Raw genomic sequence first — 21,489 nt, 5'->3', positions numbered from 1 at the left:
TCCTCAGTGCCGGATACGTGGATCGAGCAACGCATAGGCGATATCGATCAGAAGATTCATCAGGAATATCGCAAGCGCGGTCACGAGAATTGCTGCCAGCACGACGTTGAAATCGCGCTGAAGAATGGAATCGATCATCAGCTTGCCAACCCCGGGGAAACCAAAGATGGTTTCGACGATGACCGCGCCGTTGAGAAGGCTTGCCGCCTGATCGCCGATGACGGTGATGACCGGGAGCATGGCGTTTCGCAAGGCGTGGATGAAGATGATCGGACCCGATTTCACACCCTTGGCGCGCGCCGTTTTGACATAGGCAGAGGACAACGCACCGATCATCGAGCCGCGCACCACCTGAACGATGATGCCGAAGGGGCGCACGAACAGAACCGAGATCGGCAGTATCCAGTGCAGCACCGAGCCGGTGCCGGAGGTGGGCAGCCAGGCGAGATTGACGGAAAACACCACGATCGCCACGATCGCGAGCCAGAAATCCGGCACGGAAGCGCCGATGAGCGAAATGGTGGAGGCCATGCGATCGAAGAAGCCACCGGAGCGGAAAGCGGCAAGCGAACCGACGACGATTGCTGCTGTGGTGACGAGCGACATGGTGATGACCGCAAGCCACAGCGTCCAGATGAAAGCCTCCAGCACCACATCCAGCGCAGGGCGGGCTTTCCTGAGCGATTCACCCAGATCCCCCGTCATCACGTCGCCCGCGTAGCGCAGGAACTGCACCATCAACGGATCGTTCAGCCCATGCAGCGCACGAAACTGCTGCTTCAATTCCTCCGAAGCCTCCACCGGCAAAAACAGTGCGGCCGGGTCGCCCGTCAGGCGGGAGAGGAAGAAAACCATTACGATGAGGCCGATCAGGGAGATCAGGCTCGCAACGGAACGTTTTCGGATGAAGCTCAGCATGGTTACCTCCGGTGTTCAGCACGACGGCGAAGCTAAAGCTCCGCCGCCGCTCTTTGGCAGATGAAATACCGGCTTACTTGATGCCGATTTCCGAAAGCTGCAGCATCGAATTGGTGGCGATGGTGGGCTTGAAGTCCAGCCGTTCGGAGACGCGTGAGAAGCCAACCATGTGGAACAGCAGCACATCCGCCACGACATCGTCATGCAGGTAGGCGATGAGCTCGGACCAGAGCTTGGCGCGTTCATCGCCGACGGCTGCAGATGCTCGTTCGATCAAGTCATCCACCTTGGGGTCCGAGAAGCCGGATTGCGTGCCCTTGGTGGCATATTTGAAGAACATGGTGAAGGACGGATCACCCTTGGAATTGTCGTGCATGGCAGCGACGATCTGCGGTCCCCGGCCTTCCTTGAAGGGCTTGGAATAATAGCTTTCGTGCTCGGCCACTTCCACGAATTTGAGGTCGATCTTGAAGCCGACTTCCTGCAATTGCTGCTGGATCGCCTCCATGATCTCGGTGACATTAGGGAAGTTCGCGGTGCGCGCGATGATGGTGATCGGCGTATCCACCTTCACACCAGCAGCTTTTGCCTCCTCCAGCAACTTCTTCGCGCCATCAGGGTCGTAGGGGAAAACCTTGACATCAGGGTTCCAGCCGAGGGTGGTCGGCGGAACGAGTGCGGTGGCCAGCACTGCACCTTCGGGAACCAGCGTGCCGAGGAAAGCCTGCCGGTCGATGGCGAGGTTGAGTGCACGGCGCACCCGCACGTCATTCAGCGGCGCGATGTTGTGGTCGAGGCGCATGTAGACCGTCTCGCTGTCGAGATAGGAAAAGTCGGTCTTCGGGTTTGTCGCGTCGAGCTGCGAAATGGAGGGTGAAAGATCGGCTTCGCCGGTCTGCACCATGGCGGCGCGAACCGAGGGATCAGCGCGGAAAAGATAGGTCGCTTCCGTCACCTGCGGCTTGGCGCCCCAATAGTCGTCACGTGCAGTCAAAACAATCTGCTGGCCCGGTGTCCAGTTGGTCAGCTTGTAAGGTCCGGTGCCAACAGGCTCGCGGATAAATTCCATCTTGGTTTCTTCGGGCACGATGGTGACGAGCGACATCAGGAGCGGCAGAATGGGCTGGGCTGGCTCTGTCTTGAAGTCGATCGTATGGTCATCGACAATCGTGGGGGTGACGGTCATGCCGCCGAAGTAACGACGGGATTCGCAGGCATTCTTGTCGCTCATGATGCGCTCGAAGCTATGCTTGACATCCTTGGCATCGAAACCCGTGCCGTCGGAAAACTTCACGCCTTCACGCAGGTGGAAACGCCAGCTGCCATCCGCGTTTTGCTCCCATTTTTCAGCGAGGCGCGGCTGCACGCCGTTCTTGCCGCGCACATCAAGCTCGGTCAGCGTCTCGCTGACATTTTCCATGATGATACGACCAATATTGGAGCGGGTCGCCATGCAAGGCTCCAGCAGGTCAGCCTCTTCCGCCAGTACGATCTTGATCGGCCCCGACGCCGCAAGCGCCGGCGAAACCGCGGCGCTAAGGCAACCCATAACAAGGGCGCCCGCAATCAATGACTTCTTCATTCCGTTCTCCTCCCAGATCAGAAATTCAGCAACATGGCGGCGTGCCGCAAGAGGCATTCAAAAGCCCCGTCTCCTGCATTGAGGAGCATGGCGTGCGGATGATCGTCTCCTCCACCCGTTATCAAAGCATCGACGCTATCACATTTTTTGTCAAATTATTTTTCAGAAGGATTTTTTATTGAGACCTAATACAGAAGTTTTATCGTTATAAAACATATATTTATTTTAAGTCATCAAAAATTTTAGGACCTCTTTTTGTCTTAAATAAACTTGACAACTTTTTGAATATGTCATTTTCATCAGACCAAGAGGAGACCACGATGACCCCTGATGACATTGCTCACGCCATGACCGGAGCCATCCATGCCGTTTCGGAAAACCGGCACGAAGCGTTTCTGCCATCGCCGATGATCCAGAACCATGCGAGCTTTCTGCACCTTTTGCAGGACGGCACCCTGCTGTGCGCCTGGTTTGGCGGAACGCTGGAGGGAAAATCGGATATTTCGATCTTCGCGTCCGCGCTCACACCCGGCGCGAGCCGGTGGGGAGCGCCGCAGCGCCTGAGCAACGATCCCGCCCATTCCGAACAGAACCCGGTTATTTTCACCGCACCTGATGGCACTCTCTGGCTGTTTCACACCGCCCAGCCCTCCGGTAATCAGGACGAATGCCGCATCCGCATGGCGCGGGTCGTACTCGATCCGGCAATACCGGAAAAGCTTTCCACCGAAGATGGCCGTTTTCTCGATCTTCCGAAAGGCTGCTTCATCCGTGCGCCGCTTCGCATCCGCGATGACGGCGCCTGGCTTCTACCGATCTTCCGCTGCCTCCAGCGCCCCGGCCAGAAATGGAACGGCAGCCACGATACCGCAGCACTCGGCATATCGAAGGATAACGGCCTCACATGGCAATTGCAGGAGCTGGCGGGCTCGACCGGCTGCGTTCATATGAGCCCGGTTGCGGGCGCGAATGGACGCTACTCCGCTTTTTTTCGCCGCCGTCAGGCCGATTTCGTTTACCGCACGGAAAGCACAGATGGCGGTCGCTCGTGGGCAGAGCCGCAGCTGACCGACGTGCCGAACAACAATTCCTCCATCGCCGCGATCAGGCTCGCAGACGGCAGACTGGCAATGATCTGCAACCCCATCAACGCCGCGCAATCCAGCGACCGCCGCGCCTCGCTTTATGACGAACTGGGCGAGGAAGACGACAGACCGGATGCCGATCCGAGCGGTGGATGTGTGCCCATATGGGGTGTGCCGCGCGCGCCGGTTTCCATCTGCCTGTCCGATGACGACGGCCGCAGCTTTCCTACCCGGATTTTGATCGAGGACGGGCCGGGCACCTGCCTGTCCAACGATTCGACCGACGGCCGCAATCTGGAAATGTCCTATCCATGGCTTCTGGAGGCAGCGGACGGTACCCTGCACGCAAGCTACACCTATCATCGCCGCGCAATCAAATATGTCCGGTTGGCGCCCGGCTGGGCAGACGCCAAGGACGGGAGAATCGGATGAGCAACATCATTGGTATCACCATGGGTGACCCCTGCGGCGTCGGCCCGGAAATCACCGTCCGCGCGCTTGCGGAAATGTCCGCCCCGGATAGGGAAGCAACGCGGATTTATGGCAACCTTGCCACGCTGGAAGCGGCGCGGGGTGCGCTTGGCATCGACATCGATCTTACTCGGAATGTGGTCGATCTGCCGGTGGAGGGTGCGCCGCTGCCATGGGGCACGCTGTCGCCGGTTGCCGGAGACGCCGCTTTCCGTTTCATTGAAAAAGCGGTGCGGGATGCCGAAGCGGGCGCAATCGGCTGCATCGTCACTGCTCCGATTAACAAGGAGGCCCTCAATCTTGCGGGCCACCATTATGACGGCCACACCGGCATGCTGCGCAGCTTGACCGGTTCTTCAGCCGCCTACATGTTGCTTGCCTCCGAGCGGCTGAAGGTCATTCACGTCTCGACCCATGTGTCCCTGCAGGAAGCCATTCGCCGGGCAACGACGGAGCGGGTGCTGGCGACCATCCGCGCTGGCAATGCTCATTTAAAGCGCATCGGTTACGAGCGGCCGCGCATCGCGGTTGCCGGTATCAATCCGCATTGCGGCGAAAACGGTCTGTTCGGCACCGAGGATGATGACCAGATTGCGCCAGCGGTTGCCGCCGCGCGCGCTGAAGGCATCGAGGTACACGGGCCGATCTCCGCCGATACCGTGTTCCACCGCGCCTATTCGGGCACTTTCGATCTGGTTGTCGCGCAATATCACGATCAGGGCCATATCCCGATCAAGCTCGTCGCCTTCGATACCGCCGTCAATGTCTCGGTCGATCTGCCAATTGATCGCACTTCGGTCGATCATGGAACGGCCTTCGACATCGCCGGCAAAGGCATCGCCAATCACGGCAACATGAATGAGGCCATCGCCTATGCGCGCAAGCTCGTGGCGGGCAAGGGCGCAAGAGGATGAACACCATGTCCACAGCCTCCATTCTCATCCATCAGCCGCGCAGGCTTGCCGTTGGCGCAGGCACCATTTCACAGGTCGGCGCCTGGGCCGGCAAAACCGCTTCCACCCTGGTGATCGCCACACCGCTGACAGCGAAATTTGCCGACCGGCTGCAATTGCAGGGTCCTTTCACTGTCTTCGACGCCATTCCCGGCGAACCGGACACAGGGACGCTCGATGCAGCACTGGCCGCAGCGCGCGCCGCCAAACCCGATCTCGTCATCGGCCTCGGCGGTGGCTCGGTGATGGATGTGGCGAAACTCGTCGCCGCTCTCTGGAATTCCAGCCAGACGCTTGAGGATGTGGCGGGACCGAACAGGGTCGCAGGGCGCGACACCAGGCTCGTCCAGATTGCCACCACCGCCGGAACCGGCTCGGAAGCCGGGATTCGCTCGCTCATCACCGATCCCGTCAAGGGCAGCAAGGTCGCGGTCGAAAGCCCTCATCTGATTGCCGATTTCGCGGTGCTCGATCCGGAACTCACGTATTCCGTGCCATCAGCTGTGACAGCGGCGACGGGGGTGGATGCCATGGCGCATTGCGTGGAGGCTTTCACCAATCGCAAGGCCCATCCGATGATCGACGGTTTTGCCCGCATGGGCTTTTCGCTGGTGGGCAAATATCTGGCGCGCGCCGTTCGCGACGGCGCTGATACCGAAGCCCGCGAAGGAATGATGCTCGCCTCCTACTATGGCGGCATCTGCCTTGGCCCGGTCAATACGGCGGCGGGTCACGCCATCGCCTATCCGCTCGGCACGCTTCTCAACCTGCCGCACGGGCTGGCAAACGCTATCGTCTTCCCGCATGTTCTGGCTTTCAACCAGCACGCGGTTTCGGCAAAGACGGCGGAGGTGGCCGGAGCGCTTGGGCTTCGCGAGCATCTTTCATCCGATGATCTTCGCAAGGCAGCGACAGATTTCTGCGCGGGCCTCGGCATTGAAATGTCCCTTGCGCGGCACGGGGCAAGCGAAACCGACCTTCCCCGTTATGCGCAAGACGCTCACGCAATCCGCCGGCTGATGGACAACAATCCCGTCGATATGAGCCTTGATGACGTGCTCGGCATTTACCGCCGCGCTTTCTAATCGAAAGTCCGGTGCGCTATCGCGCGCACCGGCTCGCCGTCACTTGCCTCAATCCGTATGCGAAGACTCGAAGAGGCGGTCACGTGATCCCGTCAGATGGTCGTGCATCAGCCGCCGCGCGGCCTCGGCATCTCCTTCGGCAATCGCCACCGCAATCGCCTCGTGCTCGGCAAACACGCGGGTAAGGCCGGATGCCTCACGCTTCACCGACATGCCGTGAAACTTCATTCCCACCGCAATGTGGTCCTTGAGAGCCTCCATCGCAGTCGAGAAATAGCTATTCCGTGCCGCCCGCGCGATGGCAAGGTGGAACTGATAATCGGCATCCTCACGGTGGGACTGGCGATTGGTCGCGTCCCGCATCAGCTCGAGCGCCTTTTTGATTGCGACGAGCCTCTCGCCATCATGCCGCAGGGCCGCCGCAGCAGCAGCTGCCGGCTCCAGAGTCAGCCTGAATTCATAACAGTTCAGCAGGTCAGCGACATTTTCGAGCTGGCCGAAGCCCAGCGGCTCGCGCAGGCCGAATGCCCGCACATAGCTGCCGGAACCCCTTCGCGAATAGATGAACCCCTGTTCGCGCAGCCGCCGAAGCGCCTCGCGGACCACCGGTCGCGACACTTCGAATTCCATGGCGAGTTCATGTTCGGTCGGAAGCCGTTCATCCGGCTTGTAGGCGCCGGATTTGATCGCCCGGTGCATTCTCTCGAAAATAATGTCCGGAAGTGCCTTGCGCGCCGTTTCTTTCATCAGCCCCATCTGGTCAGCTTTCTCCAGCGTCATTTTCGCCAAGCATCATTTTCGCAATCCGTTTCAACGTGTCAGCTTGCCCAAAACCACCTGACTTCGCAATGATACATTGGTCACCGGACCAGCCGACACCAAGACCGGGCAGGCACTCGCCGGCAAGGCGCAGACGCGATACCCCCATGGCCAGCAGCACCGCTTCGGCCGTGGCGCCGCCGGACAAAAGCAACGTGTCGGTCCCGGTGGTGAAAAGCGGCACGACGCCACACGCCAGCCGGTCTGAAACCTCGAGCGGGGAAAGATCTTCCGCCCCTTGCGTCGCGTAAACGAGCGTCAGGCTGGAACGAGCATGCGCGTCAAAGGGCACGACGCCATTGGGTGCATCGGTGACCGATACCAACCCCGTTCCTTTAAGGATTTCAATTTGTTCAACGGTGATCGGGTCGCGCGAACCTATGACGAAAAGCCCCTTACCCGCGGGAATAGATGCCGCTTCGGGCACTGCCTGCGCTGTCATCATTTCGGCCAGCGCCTCGGCCAGCCCTCGCGCGCCCACCAGAAGATCAACCCCGTTTGCGCGCCCGGCAAGCAAAGCCTCCCTGATGTCCGCATGCGATAGGGTGTCTGGTATTGTGCAGCGGCTGGCGTGACCGCCCAGTCTTTCATGAACCGAAATCGTGCCCTCAACGCCAAAGCCGGACACGGAACCGTCTACGACGATGCGTCCAAAATCCGGAATGGCTGGCGCTACAAGCGCATGCCGGTAGGAAACAGCATCCATTTCCGCGGCGATATGTCCTTTCAGGCGGGAATCGATCTTCTTGAACAGAACTGTATCGGCCGGAACCAGTGCTATCAGTTCCTGCGTACGGCGGCGGGCTTCATCCGCCTTGCCATCCCGACAACCCAGATTGACGCTGAGGACGGCCGGCGCATCGGCCACCGCTGCAGGGACGCCGTCAAGACCGATCGCAACTTCAGTCGAAAGCCCACGCCCGGCGAAGGGGGCGGCCGCATCAAGCGCACCGGTCAGGTCATCGGAAAATATCAACAGCACGGGCGAAACCTTAAGAAAAGTTGTAATGTTTTCCTTCGATAAATTTATTTATAATCAATAGATAAATGGATGTGAATAACAAAAACAACACGACAGCTCGATTAGCTGCACCGACACATGTCGTCGTCATCGGCGAAAGATGGCAGGGAGAGGTTGATCCCTAGACGAACCGGAAAGGCAGGCCTGAGATGAGCGCTTTGACAAAGCGCTTTTTCTGAAAGCGACCGTTCAGCGAAACGCGCGGCAACAGCATCGGCTTTTCAAGGCTATGGGCCCCAAGAACACCGGCCTGCGTGGTAACAGCTACGGGAAATCCCGCATCAAACACCGCTTTCGCCTCGCGTTCTCCCACGGCCTTTATCCAGCCATAGGGATAGGAAAAGGACCTCGGCCGACGGCCGACATAGGTCTCCACCCGTCTTGTCGATTCCTCGATTTCGTATGCCAGACGCGCCGCATCGATCTTGCGCATGTTCACATGCATCATGGTATGCGCGCCGAGATGGACCAGGGGATCGCTTGACAGCGCCTTGAGTTCGGCCGCATCCATGACGAGTTTTTCCACGATCGCGATCGGATCGATACCATGTTGCCTCGCGACACGGTCGATCCTCTCCACCGCCTCGTCCTCCGCGAATATCTGAACGAAGTTTTCCAGACGCGCAAAGGCTTCCGCTTTTTGTGGAAGGCTGCCGGATTTAATCTCCTCCGGCCCTGTCCCGAAATCGAATTCAAAGGACGTGGCTTTCTGCGTCAGCGCGGCAGTGGTTTCCCACCACACGCTACGCGTCCGCTCCACAAAACCCGGCGTGATGAAAATCGTATAGGGAACAGCATATTTCCGGAAAATCGGTGCAGCATATTCGGCATTGTTGCGATAGCCGTCATCAAGCGTGAAAGCGCAGAACGACCGTTTCTCGGAATTATCGGCGAGCAGGCCCGGCAGATCGTGCAGATGAACGGGAACGAGACCACATTCGAGCGCCGCCTCTATCGCCTCTTCCAGAAATTGTGGCGTGATCGACAAGTGTGCATTCGGCGCAAAAGCTGACGCTTCCTCGTCCGGACGAACATGGTGCAGCGTGAAGATCACGCCACGCCCTGCAAGAGCCGGAAAAGCCGCACGAACCGCCGGCAGGGAAGCTACCTCCAGCCCCGCCCTTATGACCCCATATTTCAGAGAGCGTTTTACCGACCGCAATAACACCATTACCGATTACCGCAACTTCAAACCGGGCAGAACCCGTTTTTTGATGACTCTCCAGACCGTCAGCGGCAGGTCGATAAGGCCCGGCAAAGGATCGTTCGCCGCAAAAGCCGCCCAGCTGCGGATTGTGCGCAGAGAGGCGACATAGTCCCCAATTCCCGCCTGTCCCCGTCGATTCAACGTCAATGCGGCAATGGCATCACGGACAAGATAGGACCATGACACACCTTGCCGCGCATCGAGCATCTGGCCGGTCGGCATGTCGTTGGCAACCTGCCACAGCAGCGCGCCGAGATCGATGCCGGCCGCTGAACACAGGCCGAACCACGACCATGGGCGCGGATTAACATCGAGAAGTTTCAGCGATCCATCCCTGCCATCCCGCTTAAACTCCACCTCGACCAACCCGCTGTGACCGGCCGATTTCAATATTTTCCTTGCCGCATCGATCGCTTGAGGGTTGTCGACAACCTCGACACAGGTGCTGGTGTAACCAAAATCGACGGGATACTGACGCAGGCGCCGGGCGGTGAATTCTGCAACAGGCTCGCCATTGCGCCAGAGCGCCGCATAGGAAAACTGGCTTTCTCCCCCGCCGGGAATGAGCTCCTGCACGACGACATTGCCCGCGCCGATCTCGCCGCTCGCAGCGGCAAAAGCGGCTTTCAGCGCCTGCCTGTCATCGGCGCGGATAACCTTCGCCCGGGAAATCGCGGTATCGCCCCCGCCCATATTCGGCTTCAGGATAACGGGAAACGTCACGTCCAGCGCATCGGCGTCATCGGACGAGACCATGGCATAGGTCCTGGGGAAGCTGACACCGAGTTCCGCCGCGCGTTTGTAGAGCAGCGGTTTCTCGCACAACCATTGAAGGGAGGACCAATCAGGCAGGACGATTTTGTAAAGGGCGGAAAGCTCATCGCGATGTTGTGAAACGAGCTGAACCTCGCCATCCCCTGATGGCACCAGAAGACACCCTTTCAGATGATGCTTGTCTGCCATATCGCGTAAAAACGCCATCGCCCCTGCATCAAGAGGACCGGACCAGCGGATCGTGTTCTTCACGAAACGCGACCAGCCCGGCAGCGGTGAATCATGGGTGATATAGTGCACAGGCACATCAAGGGCGCCAAGGCTTCGGGCAAGGGCAAGCGTGCCGTGAGCGCCACCAACAATAACAACACCTGGAATGGTCACAGCCTGATCCCCGCCCTATTCCATACCTTGATCGCAAAAATTGATAAATAAATTGGATATTTCTAAAGTATTGCGCGTTCGGACATCGAATTGGCGGAGCCGAAGAGCCTCATGCTCTTTCGGCTGCCTGCGAACGGTTGGAAGTTTGCTTCGAAGGCAAGCGCCTTACGCCTCTTTGCGCACAGGGCGCGGCTCGCCTTTGTCATCCACCGCTACCATGATGAAGACGGCCTCCGTAACCTTTTCCCGGGAATCCTGATAGTGCCTGCGGGTCCAGGCCTCGATCTTGAGCGTGACGGAGGTGCGCCCAACCTTTTCGATCCTAGTATAGACACACAATGTATCGCCGATCTTGACCGGTTTCTTGAAGACTATTTCATGAACCGCCACTGTGACGGTACGCCCGCCTGCCACATCATTGGCGCGGACGAAGGCGGCAAGGTCCATCTGCGACATCACCCAACCGCCGAAAATGTCGCCGGCCGGATTAGCGTCAGCCGGCATGGCAAGCGTTCTGAGCGTGAGTTCCATATCGGCGGGCGGTTGCTGTTCCATATCAAATTCCTTTCAAGAACCTCCCGACGCCGGATTTAAACAACCGCGCCCCCTCAGCCAATAGCCGATTTTTCGCGGCAGCCCTTCCAAAACAGCAAGGAATCACGAAGCCATCGTAAGCTTCGGTTAACCATGATGCGGCACGATTCCAAAAAACCGCGAGGGCGTGCGAATGGCCTATGACTGGAGTGGAAACAATAAGATACAGCAGCGCTACGACCGTATCATTCTCGCGGTTGCCAGCGTCATTGCCATCAGCCTGGCGACCGGCACCTTTGTTCTGCGCTCGCAGATGGAGCCGGACGGCACCATAAGCCTTGCCAAACAGCAACGGCTGGACCTCGAAAAATGGCATTTGCGGCTTTGATCCGCACGATGAGGTCAACAGCAGCATAACCCTGCGGCTTATTTTGGAGCGACATCCGGCTTTACGGTATTTTCCTTCATGGTGGCATGGTCCAGATGGGCCAAAGCCGGGGTAAGAACCGACAAAAATGTCTCTGATCTGCCGATATAGATAATCGCTACGCCGTCGATCCCATTCAAAACCTCCGCCAGCGTATCCTGTGTCTGTTTTTCCAGCCCTTCCAGCAAATCGTCGATGACGATGAATTTCGGCTTCAACAACAGGGCATTGGCGATCCTGATGCTGGCCTGTTCATCCGAATCCAGCTTCTTGTCCCAGCGAATGTGTTCATCAAGCCGGGGCGCCATTTCACCGAGACCGCACGCGGTCAGCGCCGCGACATAGTCTGCCTCCACAAACCGCTGGGGCGCGCGCGGATAGGCCAGAATTTCGCGCAGCGTTCCTGTTGGCAAATAGCCGTGCTGGGCAATGAAAAGCGTGTCGGACTGTTCGGGCATTTCGATGCTGCCCTGCCCCCATGGCCACAGGCCGGCCATGGCGGCAAACAGCAGCCGCCGGTTCACGCCCTGTTCGCCATTGATCATCAGACGATCACCCCGCCCGATTTCAACCTCGGCCTCGCGCAGCCGGAAACCACGCTCCAGATCCTGCCCGCCCGCATCACGGCAGATAGTCACCGACCGAAGGCGGATTTTTTCGTTGTCGGCACTCCGTTGAAGATCGATTGCGAGGCCGTGCTGTTCAACGCTATCCATCTGGATCAGAGCGTTGCGAAACACCGAAACACGCTGCAACGTCGCCTTCCAGCTGGCAATCGGCCCGAAATTGTCGATATACCAGCGAAGTGCGGTATTGACCTGGTTGAAGGCGCCGACGGCCATCATCAGCCCGCCGAAGGTGAGGTTGCCGGAAAAATAAACTGGTGCTGCGATAAGAATGGGCGCCACAACCGCCAACCAGCCGTAGCCCGACGACACCCAGGTCAGATGCGTCATTGCTAAAGCGAGCCCGCGGATTACGCCGAGCACGGCATCGATATCGACGCCGATCCGCCGCCGCTCGTTTTTTTCACCACGCGCAAGCGCAATCGCCGCCAGATTTTCGCTGGCCCGCATCAGGGAAAAGCGTAGTTCGGCCTCTTTTGAATAACGTTCAGCATTCAGGCCGACCAGACGATAGCCGACAAGGTTGCTGAGCAGGGACGCCGAGCCCGCATAAAGGATCGCCGCCCAGACCATGTATCCGGGAATCGCGACCGGATCGCCGTTGATCGTGATGGAAAAGCCTGCCGACAATGTCCACAGAACGCCGATGAAGCTGATGAGCAGGATCGTCGCATTCACAAGGCCGATGGAAAGCGCCGTGCTGCTTTCCGCAAGGTTGCGGACATCGTCGTGCAAACGCTGGTCCGGATTGATCGCAATCGTGCCGAAACCGGCAAGGCGGGCGGCGCGCCCCGGTTTCAGCCACTGGTCCACCATATCCTTGGCAAGACCCTCGCGCATGTTCAGCGCCGTCATCTGGTTAAGCCAGGTCTGAATGACATTGAGAAGCAACAACAGCCCGGCAATGATCGCGAAGACTTCGAGCTGGTGGAGGAAGGCGTCAAGATCGCGCCGCTCCAGCGCATTGTAAAACGGCGCGTTCCACTCATTGAGCCTGATCTGCCCGTAAGCGGTGAGCAATATCACCGTGAGCAGGGCAATCGACAGCAATATCAGCCGGTTGCGAACCGGCGACGTCCAGAAGGCATTGCCCATCATGCGTAGTTGCGAACGAAAATCGAGATCGAAGCCCGAAAGGTTCGCCGCACTCTTGCGCTGATCGTCGGTCACCGTTGTTGCCATTCATTCCATTCCGAAACGTCAGTCGGCAAGGAAAGCGGTTTGCGATGCTGCACCTTGCGATGCCCAGCAATAACACGCCGTTCAACCTTGTCCACAACCGCGGAGAAATCCCCAGGGAGACAATTAAAAAGCCGCGGCAATTCTTCGCGCCAGCAAACATCGGCGCCTCGGCCAACAATGCGGGTGCCTCCGGAAATGATCCTTGCTTTCTTTTCCTGCATTGCACAAAATCCAAATAATTTCAGAGGGGCGGACAAACCGCATAAACCGGAAAACCGGGCAAGGCAGATTAATGGCGATCAAAGCGAGCATCTATCATCTGACGCATTATAAATACGACAATCCGGTTCGCCTTGGACCGCAAATCATAAGATTGAAGCCCGCCTCGCACTCCAGAACCCATGTTATCAGCCATTCTCTCAAGGTTTCACCGTCCAATCATTTCGTGAACCTTCAACAGGACCCATACGGCAATTATCTCGCCCGTTTCGTTTTTCCCGAGCCGGCGACGGAATTTAAGATCGAGGTCGATCTTGTCGCCGATATGACGGTTTACAATCCGTTCGATTTCTTCGTTGAGGAAGAGGCGACCAAGTGGCCGTTCGATTATCCGCAGGAGCTGCGGGAAGATCTGTCCATATACATGAAACCGGAACCGACCGGCCCCCTGCTTTCCGCCTTCATGGCCACCGTGGACCACACACCCGGGCAGCCGACGGTGGATATGGTCGTCGGCCTCAACGCCCGTCTGCAGCAGGAAATCGGTTACGTCATCCGCATGGAGCCGGGTGTTCAGACGCCGGAAGAAACGCTGGCTTCCGGCAAGGGTTCATGCCGCGACACCAGCTGGCTGTTCGTCCAGATCTTGAGACATCTCGGCCTTGCCGCACGTTTCGTGTCGGGATACCTCATCCAGCTGACACCGGATCTCAAGGCATTGGATGGCCCGTCAGGGACAGAGGTCGATTTCACCGATCTGCATGCCTGGGCCGAGGTCTATATGCCGGGCGCCGGCTGGGTCGGTCTCGACCCCACTTCGGGGCTTTTGACCGGCGAGAGCCATATTCCGCTGGCGGCAACGCCGCATTTCCGCAATGCCGCGCCGATTTCCGGCGGTTATTTCGGCGAGGCCAATACGGAATTCGCTTTCGACATGCAGGTTCGGCGCGTTGCCGAGACCCCGCGCATCACCAAACCCTTCTCCGATGAAAGCTGGGAGAGCCTCAATGCACTCGGCGAAAAGGTCGATCAGGTTCTGAACGCCCATGACGTCAGGCTGACCATGGGCGGCGAGCCGACCTTCGTTTCCATCGACGATTTCGAATCCGAGGAATGGAACACCGGCGCGGTTGGACCGACGAAACGCGAAAAAGCGGACGTGTTGATCCGCCGCCTGCGCGAACGTTTCGCGCCCGGCGGCTTCCTGCACTACGGGCAGGGAAAATGGTATCCAGGCGAAAGCCTGCCGCGTTGGACATTTTCGCTCTACTGGCGAAAGGACGGTCTGCCGATCTGGCAGAACCCTGCGCTGATTGCCGAAGAAGGCGCAAATACCGGTGTTGCGGCCGACGACGCGCAAAAGCTACTGAGCGGTATCGCCACTCATCTCGGTGTGGAGCCCGATCTGGTGCTTCCGGCCTATGAGGATCCTGCCGAATGGATCATCAAGGAAGGTAGTCTTCCCGAAAATGTCGATCCGTCCAACTCGAAACTGAAAGACCCGGAAGAACGCAATCGCCTTGCCCGCGTGTTCGAACGCGGGCTGACGACACCGACGGGTTATATTCTTCCGGTGCAGGCGTGGAACGCCAAGCCCACCACAGACAAACGCTGGGTCAGCGAGAAATGGAAAACACGGCGCGGCAAGATTTTCCTCGTTCCGGGTGATAGCCCGGTAGGTTACCGCCTGCCGCTTGGCACCCTGCCCCATGTGCCGCCATCCGCTTATCCTTATATCCATGAAGCTGACCCTTCGATCCCGCGAGGGCCGCTTCCCGAGAAATTCCAGCCCTCCGGACGCACCATGCCGGAAGCGTCTTTCCATGCGGATGAGGCATCCGGCCAGGAACGCATCGAGCAGACGCTTGGTGAAATCGGCGGCGCGGTGCGCACAGCCATGTCGGTGGAACCGCGCGATGGACGGCTCTGCGTCTTCATGCCGCCTGTCGAACGCATCGAGGATTATCTGGAACTGGTCGCAGCGGCAGAAGCGGCAGCGGCCGAGCTCGGGCTGCCCGTCCATATCGAAGGTTATGCTCCACCGCATGACGAGCGTATCAATGTCATCCGTGTAGCGCCCGATCCCGGCGTCATCGAGGTCAACATCCACCCGGCCGCAAGCTGGAAGGATTGTGTCGACATCACCACGGCGGTCTATGAAGAGGCGCGACAGACGCGTCTGGGCGCTGACAAATTCATGATCGATGGCCGTCACACCGGCACCGGTGGTGGCAACCATGTGGTCGTGGGCGGGGCCAACCCGAATGACAGCCCTTTCCTGCGCCGTCCCGACCTTCTGAAAAGCCTTGTCTTGCACTGGCAGCGGCACCCGTCGCTTTCCTACCTGTTCTCCGGCCTGTTCATCGGACCGACGAGTCAGGCGCCCCGCATCGACGAAGCCCGCCACGACAGCCTTTACGAACTGGAGATCGCGCTGGCGCAGGTGCCTGCCCCTGGCCAGGGTGCGCCGCCGCTGCCATGGCTGGTCGACCGCCTGTTCCGCAACCTCCTGACGGATGTGACGGGCAACACCCACCGCGCCGAAATCTGCATCGACAAGCTGTTTTCTCCGGATGGGCCGACCGGCCGCCTTGGTCTTGTGGAGTTCCGCGGCTTCGAAATGCCGCCGAATGCCCGCATGTCGCTCGCCCAGCAATTGCTGGTGCGTGCCCTCATCGCCCGTTTCTGGAAGAACCCTGCCGCCGGCAAATTCGTGCGCTGGGGCACGGCACTTGCAGACCGATTCATGCTGCCGCACTACATCTGGGCGGACTTTATGGACGTGCTCGGAGACCTGAGGGAAAATGGCTTCGACCTGAAGCCGGAATGGTTCACAGCCCAGCAGGAGTTCCGTTTCCCCTTCTTCGGTGAGGTGGAATACGAAGGCGCGAAGCTGGAATTGCGCCAGGCTCTGGAGCCCTGGCATGTTATGGGCGAACAGGGTGCCATCGGGGGAACCGTGCGTTTTGTCGACAGCTCCGTCGAGCGTATGCAGGTCCGCCTCGAAACCTCCAACCCTGCGCGCTATACCGTGGCGTGCAACGGTCGCGCCGTTCCGCTAACTCCGACGGAAAACCGAAGCGTTGCGGTGGCCGGTGTTCGTTTCAAGGCGTGGCAGCCCTCTTCCGGCCTGCATCCCGTTCTGCCGGTCAATTCGCCCTTGACCTTTGACATTTATGATACATGGTCGGGACGATCGATCGGCGGATGCATCTACCATGTTGCTCATCCGGGTGGTCGCAATTACGAGACCTTTCCCGTCAACGGCAACGAGGCCGAGGCACGCCGCCTTGCCCGTTTCGAACCATGGGGACATACGGCCGGGCAATATCCGTTGATGGCGGAAACCGTGTCGCCAGAATTTCCGCTGACGCTCGATCTGCGCCGGCCATACGGAGTATAAATTGTCGAAAGCCCCGGCCACGGAACGCAAGACGGAAACGAGCGCGCAATCGCGCGGGCTTGACTACTCCACCTTGCCCGGCGTGGCCGATGAGATGCTCGATACCAACGGCAAGGTCAGACCGGTCTGGAAAACCCTGCTCGGTGCCCTGTCGCGCATGTCGGAACGCGAACTGCATGAGCGCTTTGCCCGCACCGACCGCTATCTGCGCGATGCGGGCGTGTTTTACCGCGATTACAGCAAGGGCAGCAGCGAAAGAAACTGGCCGATCTCTCATATTCCGGTGCTGATCGACGACAAGGAATGGACGGTTCTTTCCGAAGGGCTTAAACAGCGCGCCAATCTTCTGGAAGCCATGGTCGCCGATTTTTACGGCGAAAACCGGCTGGTGAAGGAAGGTTACGTACCGCCGGCACTGATCGCCTCCAATCCGGAATATCTGCGGCCGATGGTCGGCGTAAAACCTGCAAGCGGCCATTATCTGCATTTCTGCTCGTTCGAGATTGGACGCGGACCTGATGGCAACTGGTGGGTACTGGCCGACAGGACACAGGCGCCTTCCGGCGCAGGGTTTGCGCTGGAAAACCGGGTGGCGACCACACGCGCGCTTTCCGACATCTATGCCGAAACCCATGTTCACCGTCTCGCTTCATTTTTCGGCGCTTTCCGCGACACCTTGCAGTCGCACAGAAAACATCCGGATGACCGCATCGCGGTGCTGACGCCCGGCCCCGCCAACGAAACCTATTTCGAACACGCCTATATCGCCCGCTATCTCGGCTTCATGCTGCTAGAGGGTGAGGATCTGACCGTGGTCAACGGCCGCGTGATGGTAAGGACCGTGGCCGGACTGAAACCGATCGGCGTGCTTTGGCGGCGCCTCGATGCCTCCTATTCCGATCCGCTGGAACTGAACCAGCAATCCCACATCGGCACGCCCGGCATGGTCCAGGCGCTGCGCAATGAAGCACTGACAATCGTCAACGCGCTCGGCACCGGCATTCTCGAAACACGGGCCCTGCTGTCCTTCATGCCGCGCGTCTGTCGCCACCTGCTTGGCGAAGACCTGAAACTGCCGTCCATCGCGACCTGGTGGTGCGGACAGGAATCCGAGCGCCGCCACGTTGCCGGCAACATCGAAGGCATGGTCATCGGCCCGGCCTATTCCCGGCTGCCCTTCTTCGAAGACAACGGTCAGTCCGTGCTCGGCTCGTCCTTACGCGAAACGGCGAAGGAATCGATCAGCGACTGGCTCGCTTCCGATGGCCACAGGCTTGTCGGCCAAGAGGTGGTGACGCTTTCCACCACGCCGGCCTATATCGACAACAAGCTCGTGCCGCGCCCGATGAGCCTTCGCGTTTTTGCCGCCCGCACCCAGGATGGCTGGCAGATCATGCCGGGCGGCTTTGCGCGGATCGGCAGCAGCAACGATGTATCGGCCATCGCCATGCAATCAGGCGGCAGTGCTGCGGATGTCTGGATCGTCAGCGACAAGCCGGTGGAACGCACCACGCTTTTACCGGCGGAAGAAAGCTTCACCCGCAATATGCCGGGCAGCCTGCCAAGCCGTGCGGCGGACAACCTCTTCTGGCTCGGCCGCTATATCGAACGTTCGGAAGGCGCATTGCGCATCTTGCGCGCCTGGCACGGACGTTATGCCGAATCCGCCGACCCACGTCAGCCCTTGCTTGCGCATGTGACTCGTTATCTCGAAGCGCTGGATGTGGAAATGAACGATGCCGTGCCGGAAAGCCTGCTGAACAACATCAACAGCGCGCTCTATTCCGCCAGCAACATCCGAGACCGTTTTTCGCCGGACGGATGGCTTGCGCTGAATGACCTTGCCAAGACTGCCCGTCGGTTCCACGCAAAGGTTTCGCCGGGCGACGACGCGACCCATGCCATGACGATCCTCCTTCGCAAGCTTGCAGGCTTCGCCGGTCTCGTGCACGAAAACATGTATCGTTTCACCGGCTGGCGTTTCCTGTCGATCGGCCGCTATCTCGAACGTGGCCTGCATATGACAAGGCTTCTCGGCCACATGACCGGACCGGATGCGCCAGATGGATCCTATGACATGCTGCTCGAAATCGGTGACAGCGTCATGACCCATCGCCGCCGATACAATGTCAGCACGGCGGGTCTGACCGTCACCGATCTTCTGGCGCTCGATCCGCTCAACCCACGGTCCATCCTGTTTCAGCTGAACGAGATTCGTACTGAGGTGGAGCAGCTGCCGAACGCCTTTACGAACGGCCAGATGTCGCCCTTTTACCGCGAGGCAATGCGGCTGCATTCCGGCCTTGCCGTCATGACGCCGGAAAACATGAATGGCGCGATCTACCGCCAGCTCGAAACGGACATGGAACATCTCTCCGATGTTCTGGCCCAGACATATCTCGGATAACCCGATGCTTTATGACCTTTCCCTGCATATGGGTTACTCCTACGACACGCCGGCCCATGGCGCGCGTCACATCATCCGCGTGCTGCCCCTGTCGATCCCGGGCCGTCAGCGCTTCATCGCCGGCACCATAGATGTTTCGCCGGTGCCGGAAGAACGGGCGGTCTTTGAGGATTTCTTTCATCAATCGGCCACCTCAGTGCATCTGCGCGCACCGCACGAAAAGCTGGATATCCGCATGCAGGCGCGTGTGATGGTGGAGGCACCTGCGCTGACGGCAGATTTTTCACCCGAGCTTTCACGCCTGCCGCAAGACCTTGCCGACGTCTGGTCGGTCGACTTCCAGTCACCGCATCACTTCATCGGCGCCAGCCCGAGACTGGGGACAGATACGGCAATATCGGCCTATGCGCGGGAATTGCTGAAGCCCGGAATGACCATTCGCGAAATCGCACTCTCGATGTGCAAACGCATACACAAGGACTTCACCTATGACGGTGAAGCGACGACTGTCGATACGACACCGTCGGAAGCCTTCAAGCTGAAACGCGGCGTATGCCAGGACTTTTCGCATATCATGATCATGGCGCTGCGTAGCCTCGGCATTCCCGCCGGTTACGTCAGCGGCTTCCTGCGCACCATCCCCCCGCCGGGCAAGGAACGTCTGGAAGGTGCCGATGCGATGCATGCCTGGGTTCGCGTATGGTGCGGTGAGGCCGCCGGTTATCTGGAGCTCGACCCCACAAACGATATCGTTGCCGGCAGCGACCATATCGTCGTCGGCTATGGCCGGGACTATTCCGATGTCGCGCCGGTGATCGGCGTATTGAAGAGCTACGGCAACCAGCAGATCAAACAGGCCGTCGACGTCATTCCCGTCCAGTAATGATACATTACGTGTTATTATGAGCATACTCGAATTAATACTTGAAAAACTGCACCAATTTGAACGACGTATAAAATTTAACCGTCTACATTAGTGGATTCTACATCGTTTGCGGGTTTCCTGCGCTCAGTCTAATGTTCTAATTAGTGAGCCCGTTATGATCTCCTCCGCATATCAAAAAATGACGCGCCGTTTCCTTGCCGATACGGGCGGCAATTTTGGCATGATGACGGCAATATTGCTGCCGGTGCTACTTGGTTTTGCGGGAGCCGGCATGGAGCTGGCGAATGTGATGCAGGTGAAAGCGGACCTGCAGAACACGGCGGATTCGGCGGCTCTCGCGGCGGCGACCGAGGCCCGCTTGAAAGAAGGCGCTCTGACGGACGAACAAATCAAGGAAATCGCCAAGGCCTTCATCGCCAGCCAGATGGAAAAGACCCTGACCGAGGAGGAGAAGAAGGCGCTCGAGAAAAACTCTCCAGTCAATATTGGCACAACGGACGATGCGCGCGGCAAGACCTACACCATCCAGACCACGATAAACTACCAGATGCAGCTTAATCCGCTCTTGGGGTTCTTCGGGGCGAAAACACTCGACCTTGCCGCGACAGGCACCGCGGTAAGCACTGTCAACAAGGGCGCGCCGATCTCCATGTATCTGGTGCTCGACCGCTCGGGTTCGATGTCCTTCAAGACCGATACGCTCAACACCAAGAAAACGTCGTGCCAGAACTACACGGTCGATAACTGGGGGAGTTATCCCAATCTCAAAAATACATCGCCCTGCTACGTCAACAAGGCTACTTCGCTAAAAACCGCGGTCGGCTATCTCGTCGCGACGTTGAACAAGGCCGATCCCACTTATACCGCCAACGGCGGTTCCGAACTGGTTCGAACAGGAGCCTCGGTCTATACGCATGAGACCTACGCGGCCCAGCCTATCACCTGGGGTACTAGCAGCATTGCCACCTATGTCGACAAACAGATCCCGGAGTTTCCGTCTGGCGGTACGGATGCCCGCAGCAGTCTGAATGCCGCATACAACGCCCTTAAAAAAGCGAATACCGTTGAAGCGAAAGAACACAAGGACAAGAAAAGCGAATCCTTCGAGCGATACATCGTTCTCATGACGGATGGCGAAATGACGGGAAACAGCTCCTCCTGGAGTTCCAGCATCGACCAGACCGTGCGCAATACCTGCGATACGGCCAAGAAAGACGGTATCAAGATTTTCAGCGTCGCGTTCATGGCGCCGGACAAGGGCAAGTCGCTGCTGCAACATTGTGCGTCCAGTCTCGACAATTATTACGCGCCTGAAAACATGGAGCAGATCGTTACCGCCTTCGGCGAAATTGCCCGCAAGGCTGCCGGCAGTTTGGCAACGCTGACCAATTAACGGAAAATCGAGCCAGCATCCCCCGGAAACGACCCCGCTTCCGGGGAGCGATGTTCCCGGGGCGACCTTGCCGGGTTGCATGGCTGGCACAGCGTGCGCGGCAGGTGACAGCG

The 21,489-nt window shown here is 58.7% G+C and carries 17 protein-coding genes; 8 read left to right on the top strand and 9 right to left on the bottom strand.

The features are described from left to right. Window positions 1-3 precede the first annotated feature (3 nt). Window positions 4-918, bottom strand: coding sequence for an ABC transporter permease (locus tag GH784_RS00420; protein ID WP_013761905.1), 915 nt, complete (start codon window positions 916-918; stop codon window positions 4-6). 73 nt (window positions 919-991) lie between these two features. Continuing rightward, complete coding sequence (locus tag GH784_RS00415) at window positions 992-2,500, bottom strand: ABC transporter substrate-binding protein (protein WP_026330723.1); 1,509 nt, start codon at window positions 2,498-2,500, stop codon at window positions 992-994. 320 nt (window positions 2,501-2,820) lie between these two features. Between GH784_RS00415 and GH784_RS00410 the strand changes: the two genes are divergently transcribed. The 3 genes from GH784_RS00410 to GH784_RS00400 are packed head-to-tail and all read left to right on the top strand — an operon-like array spanning window position 2,821 to window position 6,094. Continuing rightward, window positions 2,821-4,017, top strand: a complete 1,197-nt coding sequence (locus GH784_RS00410; RefSeq protein WP_013761908.1) for a sialidase family protein — start codon at window positions 2,821-2,823, stop codon at window positions 4,015-4,017. Beyond that, window positions 4,014-4,970, top strand: coding sequence for a 4-hydroxythreonine-4-phosphate dehydrogenase PdxA (gene pdxA, locus GH784_RS00405; protein WP_003511520.1), 957 nt, complete (start codon window positions 4,014-4,016; stop codon window positions 4,968-4,970). The genes GH784_RS00410 and pdxA overlap by 4 nt, the downstream gene beginning before the upstream one ends. Continuing rightward, the gene (locus tag GH784_RS00400) at window positions 4,967-6,094 is read left to right on the top strand and encodes an iron-containing alcohol dehydrogenase (RefSeq protein WP_013761909.1); all 1,128 of its coding nucleotides are present in this window, start codon (window positions 4,967-4,969) and stop codon (window positions 6,092-6,094) included. Before pdxA ends, GH784_RS00400 begins: the two co-directional genes overlap by 4 nt. A 48-nt stretch (window positions 6,095-6,142) precedes the next feature. Here the strand turns inward: GH784_RS00400 and GH784_RS00395 are convergent, their stop codons facing one another. The 5 genes from GH784_RS00395 to GH784_RS00375 all read right to left on the bottom strand — a co-directional run bounded on the left by GH784_RS00395 (window position 6,143) and on the right by GH784_RS00375 (window position 10,854). Continuing rightward, window positions 6,143-6,850, bottom strand: coding sequence for a FadR/GntR family transcriptional regulator (locus GH784_RS00395; RefSeq protein ID WP_003511522.1), 708 nt, complete (start codon window positions 6,848-6,850; stop codon window positions 6,143-6,145). Between the two features lie 4 nt (window positions 6,851-6,854). After that, complete coding sequence (locus tag GH784_RS00390) at window positions 6,855-7,895, bottom strand: four-carbon acid sugar kinase family protein (protein WP_013761910.1); 1,041 nt, start codon at window positions 7,893-7,895, stop codon at window positions 6,855-6,857. 160 nt (window positions 7,896-8,055) lie between these two features. Then, window positions 8,056-9,105 carry a polysaccharide deacetylase family protein gene (locus GH784_RS00385; RefSeq protein WP_013761911.1) on the bottom strand — a complete coding sequence of 350 codons (1,050 nt, stop codon included), beginning with the start codon at window positions 9,103-9,105 and terminating at the stop codon, window positions 8,056-8,058. Between the two features lie 6 nt (window positions 9,106-9,111). Further along, window positions 9,112-10,299, bottom strand: a complete 1,188-nt coding sequence (locus GH784_RS27670; protein ID WP_013761912.1) for a carboxylate--amine ligase — start codon at window positions 10,297-10,299, stop codon at window positions 9,112-9,114. A gap of 165 nt (window positions 10,300-10,464) precedes the next feature. Next, window positions 10,465-10,854, bottom strand: a complete 390-nt coding sequence (locus GH784_RS00375; RefSeq protein ID WP_003511527.1) for an acyl-CoA thioesterase — start codon at window positions 10,852-10,854, stop codon at window positions 10,465-10,467. 172 nt (window positions 10,855-11,026) lie between these two features. Here GH784_RS00375 and GH784_RS00370 point away from each other — a divergent pair, with 172 nt between their 5' ends. Next, window positions 11,027-11,221 carry a hypothetical protein gene (locus GH784_RS00370; protein WP_013761913.1) on the top strand — a complete coding sequence of 65 codons (195 nt, stop codon included), beginning with the start codon at window positions 11,027-11,029 and terminating at the stop codon, window positions 11,219-11,221. Between the two features lie 38 nt (window positions 11,222-11,259). On the opposite strand, the gene GH784_RS00365 is transcribed toward GH784_RS00370, so the two are convergent. Further along, window positions 11,260-13,068, bottom strand: a complete 1,809-nt coding sequence (locus GH784_RS00365; protein ID WP_153793129.1) for an ABC transporter ATP-binding protein/permease — start codon at window positions 13,066-13,068, stop codon at window positions 11,260-11,262. Further along, on the bottom strand, window positions 13,053-13,289 hold the full coding sequence (locus tag GH784_RS00360) for a hypothetical protein (protein ID WP_153793128.1): 237 nt from the start codon (window positions 13,287-13,289) through the stop codon (window positions 13,053-13,055). The genes GH784_RS00365 and GH784_RS00360 overlap by 16 nt, the downstream gene beginning before the upstream one ends. 71 nt (window positions 13,290-13,360) lie before the next feature. On the opposite strand from GH784_RS00360, the gene GH784_RS00355 reads away from it, so the two are divergent. The 4 genes from GH784_RS00355 to GH784_RS00340 all read left to right on the top strand — a co-directional run bounded on the left by GH784_RS00355 (window position 13,361) and on the right by GH784_RS00340 (window position 21,376). Then, entirely contained in the window at window positions 13,361-16,690 is a 3,330-nt protein-coding gene (locus tag GH784_RS00355) for a transglutaminase family protein (RefSeq protein ID WP_003511533.1), read from the top strand. Between the two features lies 1 nt (window position 16,691). Continuing rightward, complete coding sequence (locus GH784_RS00350; protein ID WP_003511535.1) at window positions 16,692-19,097, top strand: circularly permuted type 2 ATP-grasp protein; 2,406 nt, start codon at window positions 16,692-16,694, stop codon at window positions 19,095-19,097. 4 nt (window positions 19,098-19,101) lie between these two features. Beyond that, window positions 19,102-19,980: a transglutaminase family protein gene (locus GH784_RS00345; protein WP_065660424.1), complete on the top strand. Its 879-nt coding sequence runs from the start codon at window positions 19,102-19,104 to the stop codon at window positions 19,978-19,980. 157 nt (window positions 19,981-20,137) lie between these two features. Further along, on the top strand, window positions 20,138-21,376 hold the full coding sequence (locus GH784_RS00340) for a vWA domain-containing protein (RefSeq protein ID WP_076845419.1): 1,239 nt from the start codon (window positions 20,138-20,140) through the stop codon (window positions 21,374-21,376). The last annotated feature ends 113 nt before the right edge of the window (window positions 21,377-21,489 follow it).

Source organism: Agrobacterium tumefaciens (assembly GCF_009649785.1).
GTDB lineage: Bacteria > Pseudomonadota > Alphaproteobacteria > Rhizobiales > Rhizobiaceae > Agrobacterium > Agrobacterium tumefaciens.
The sequence above is the reverse complement of the archived record's forward strand: the minus strand, read 5'-3'. Positions and strand labels throughout refer to the sequence as shown.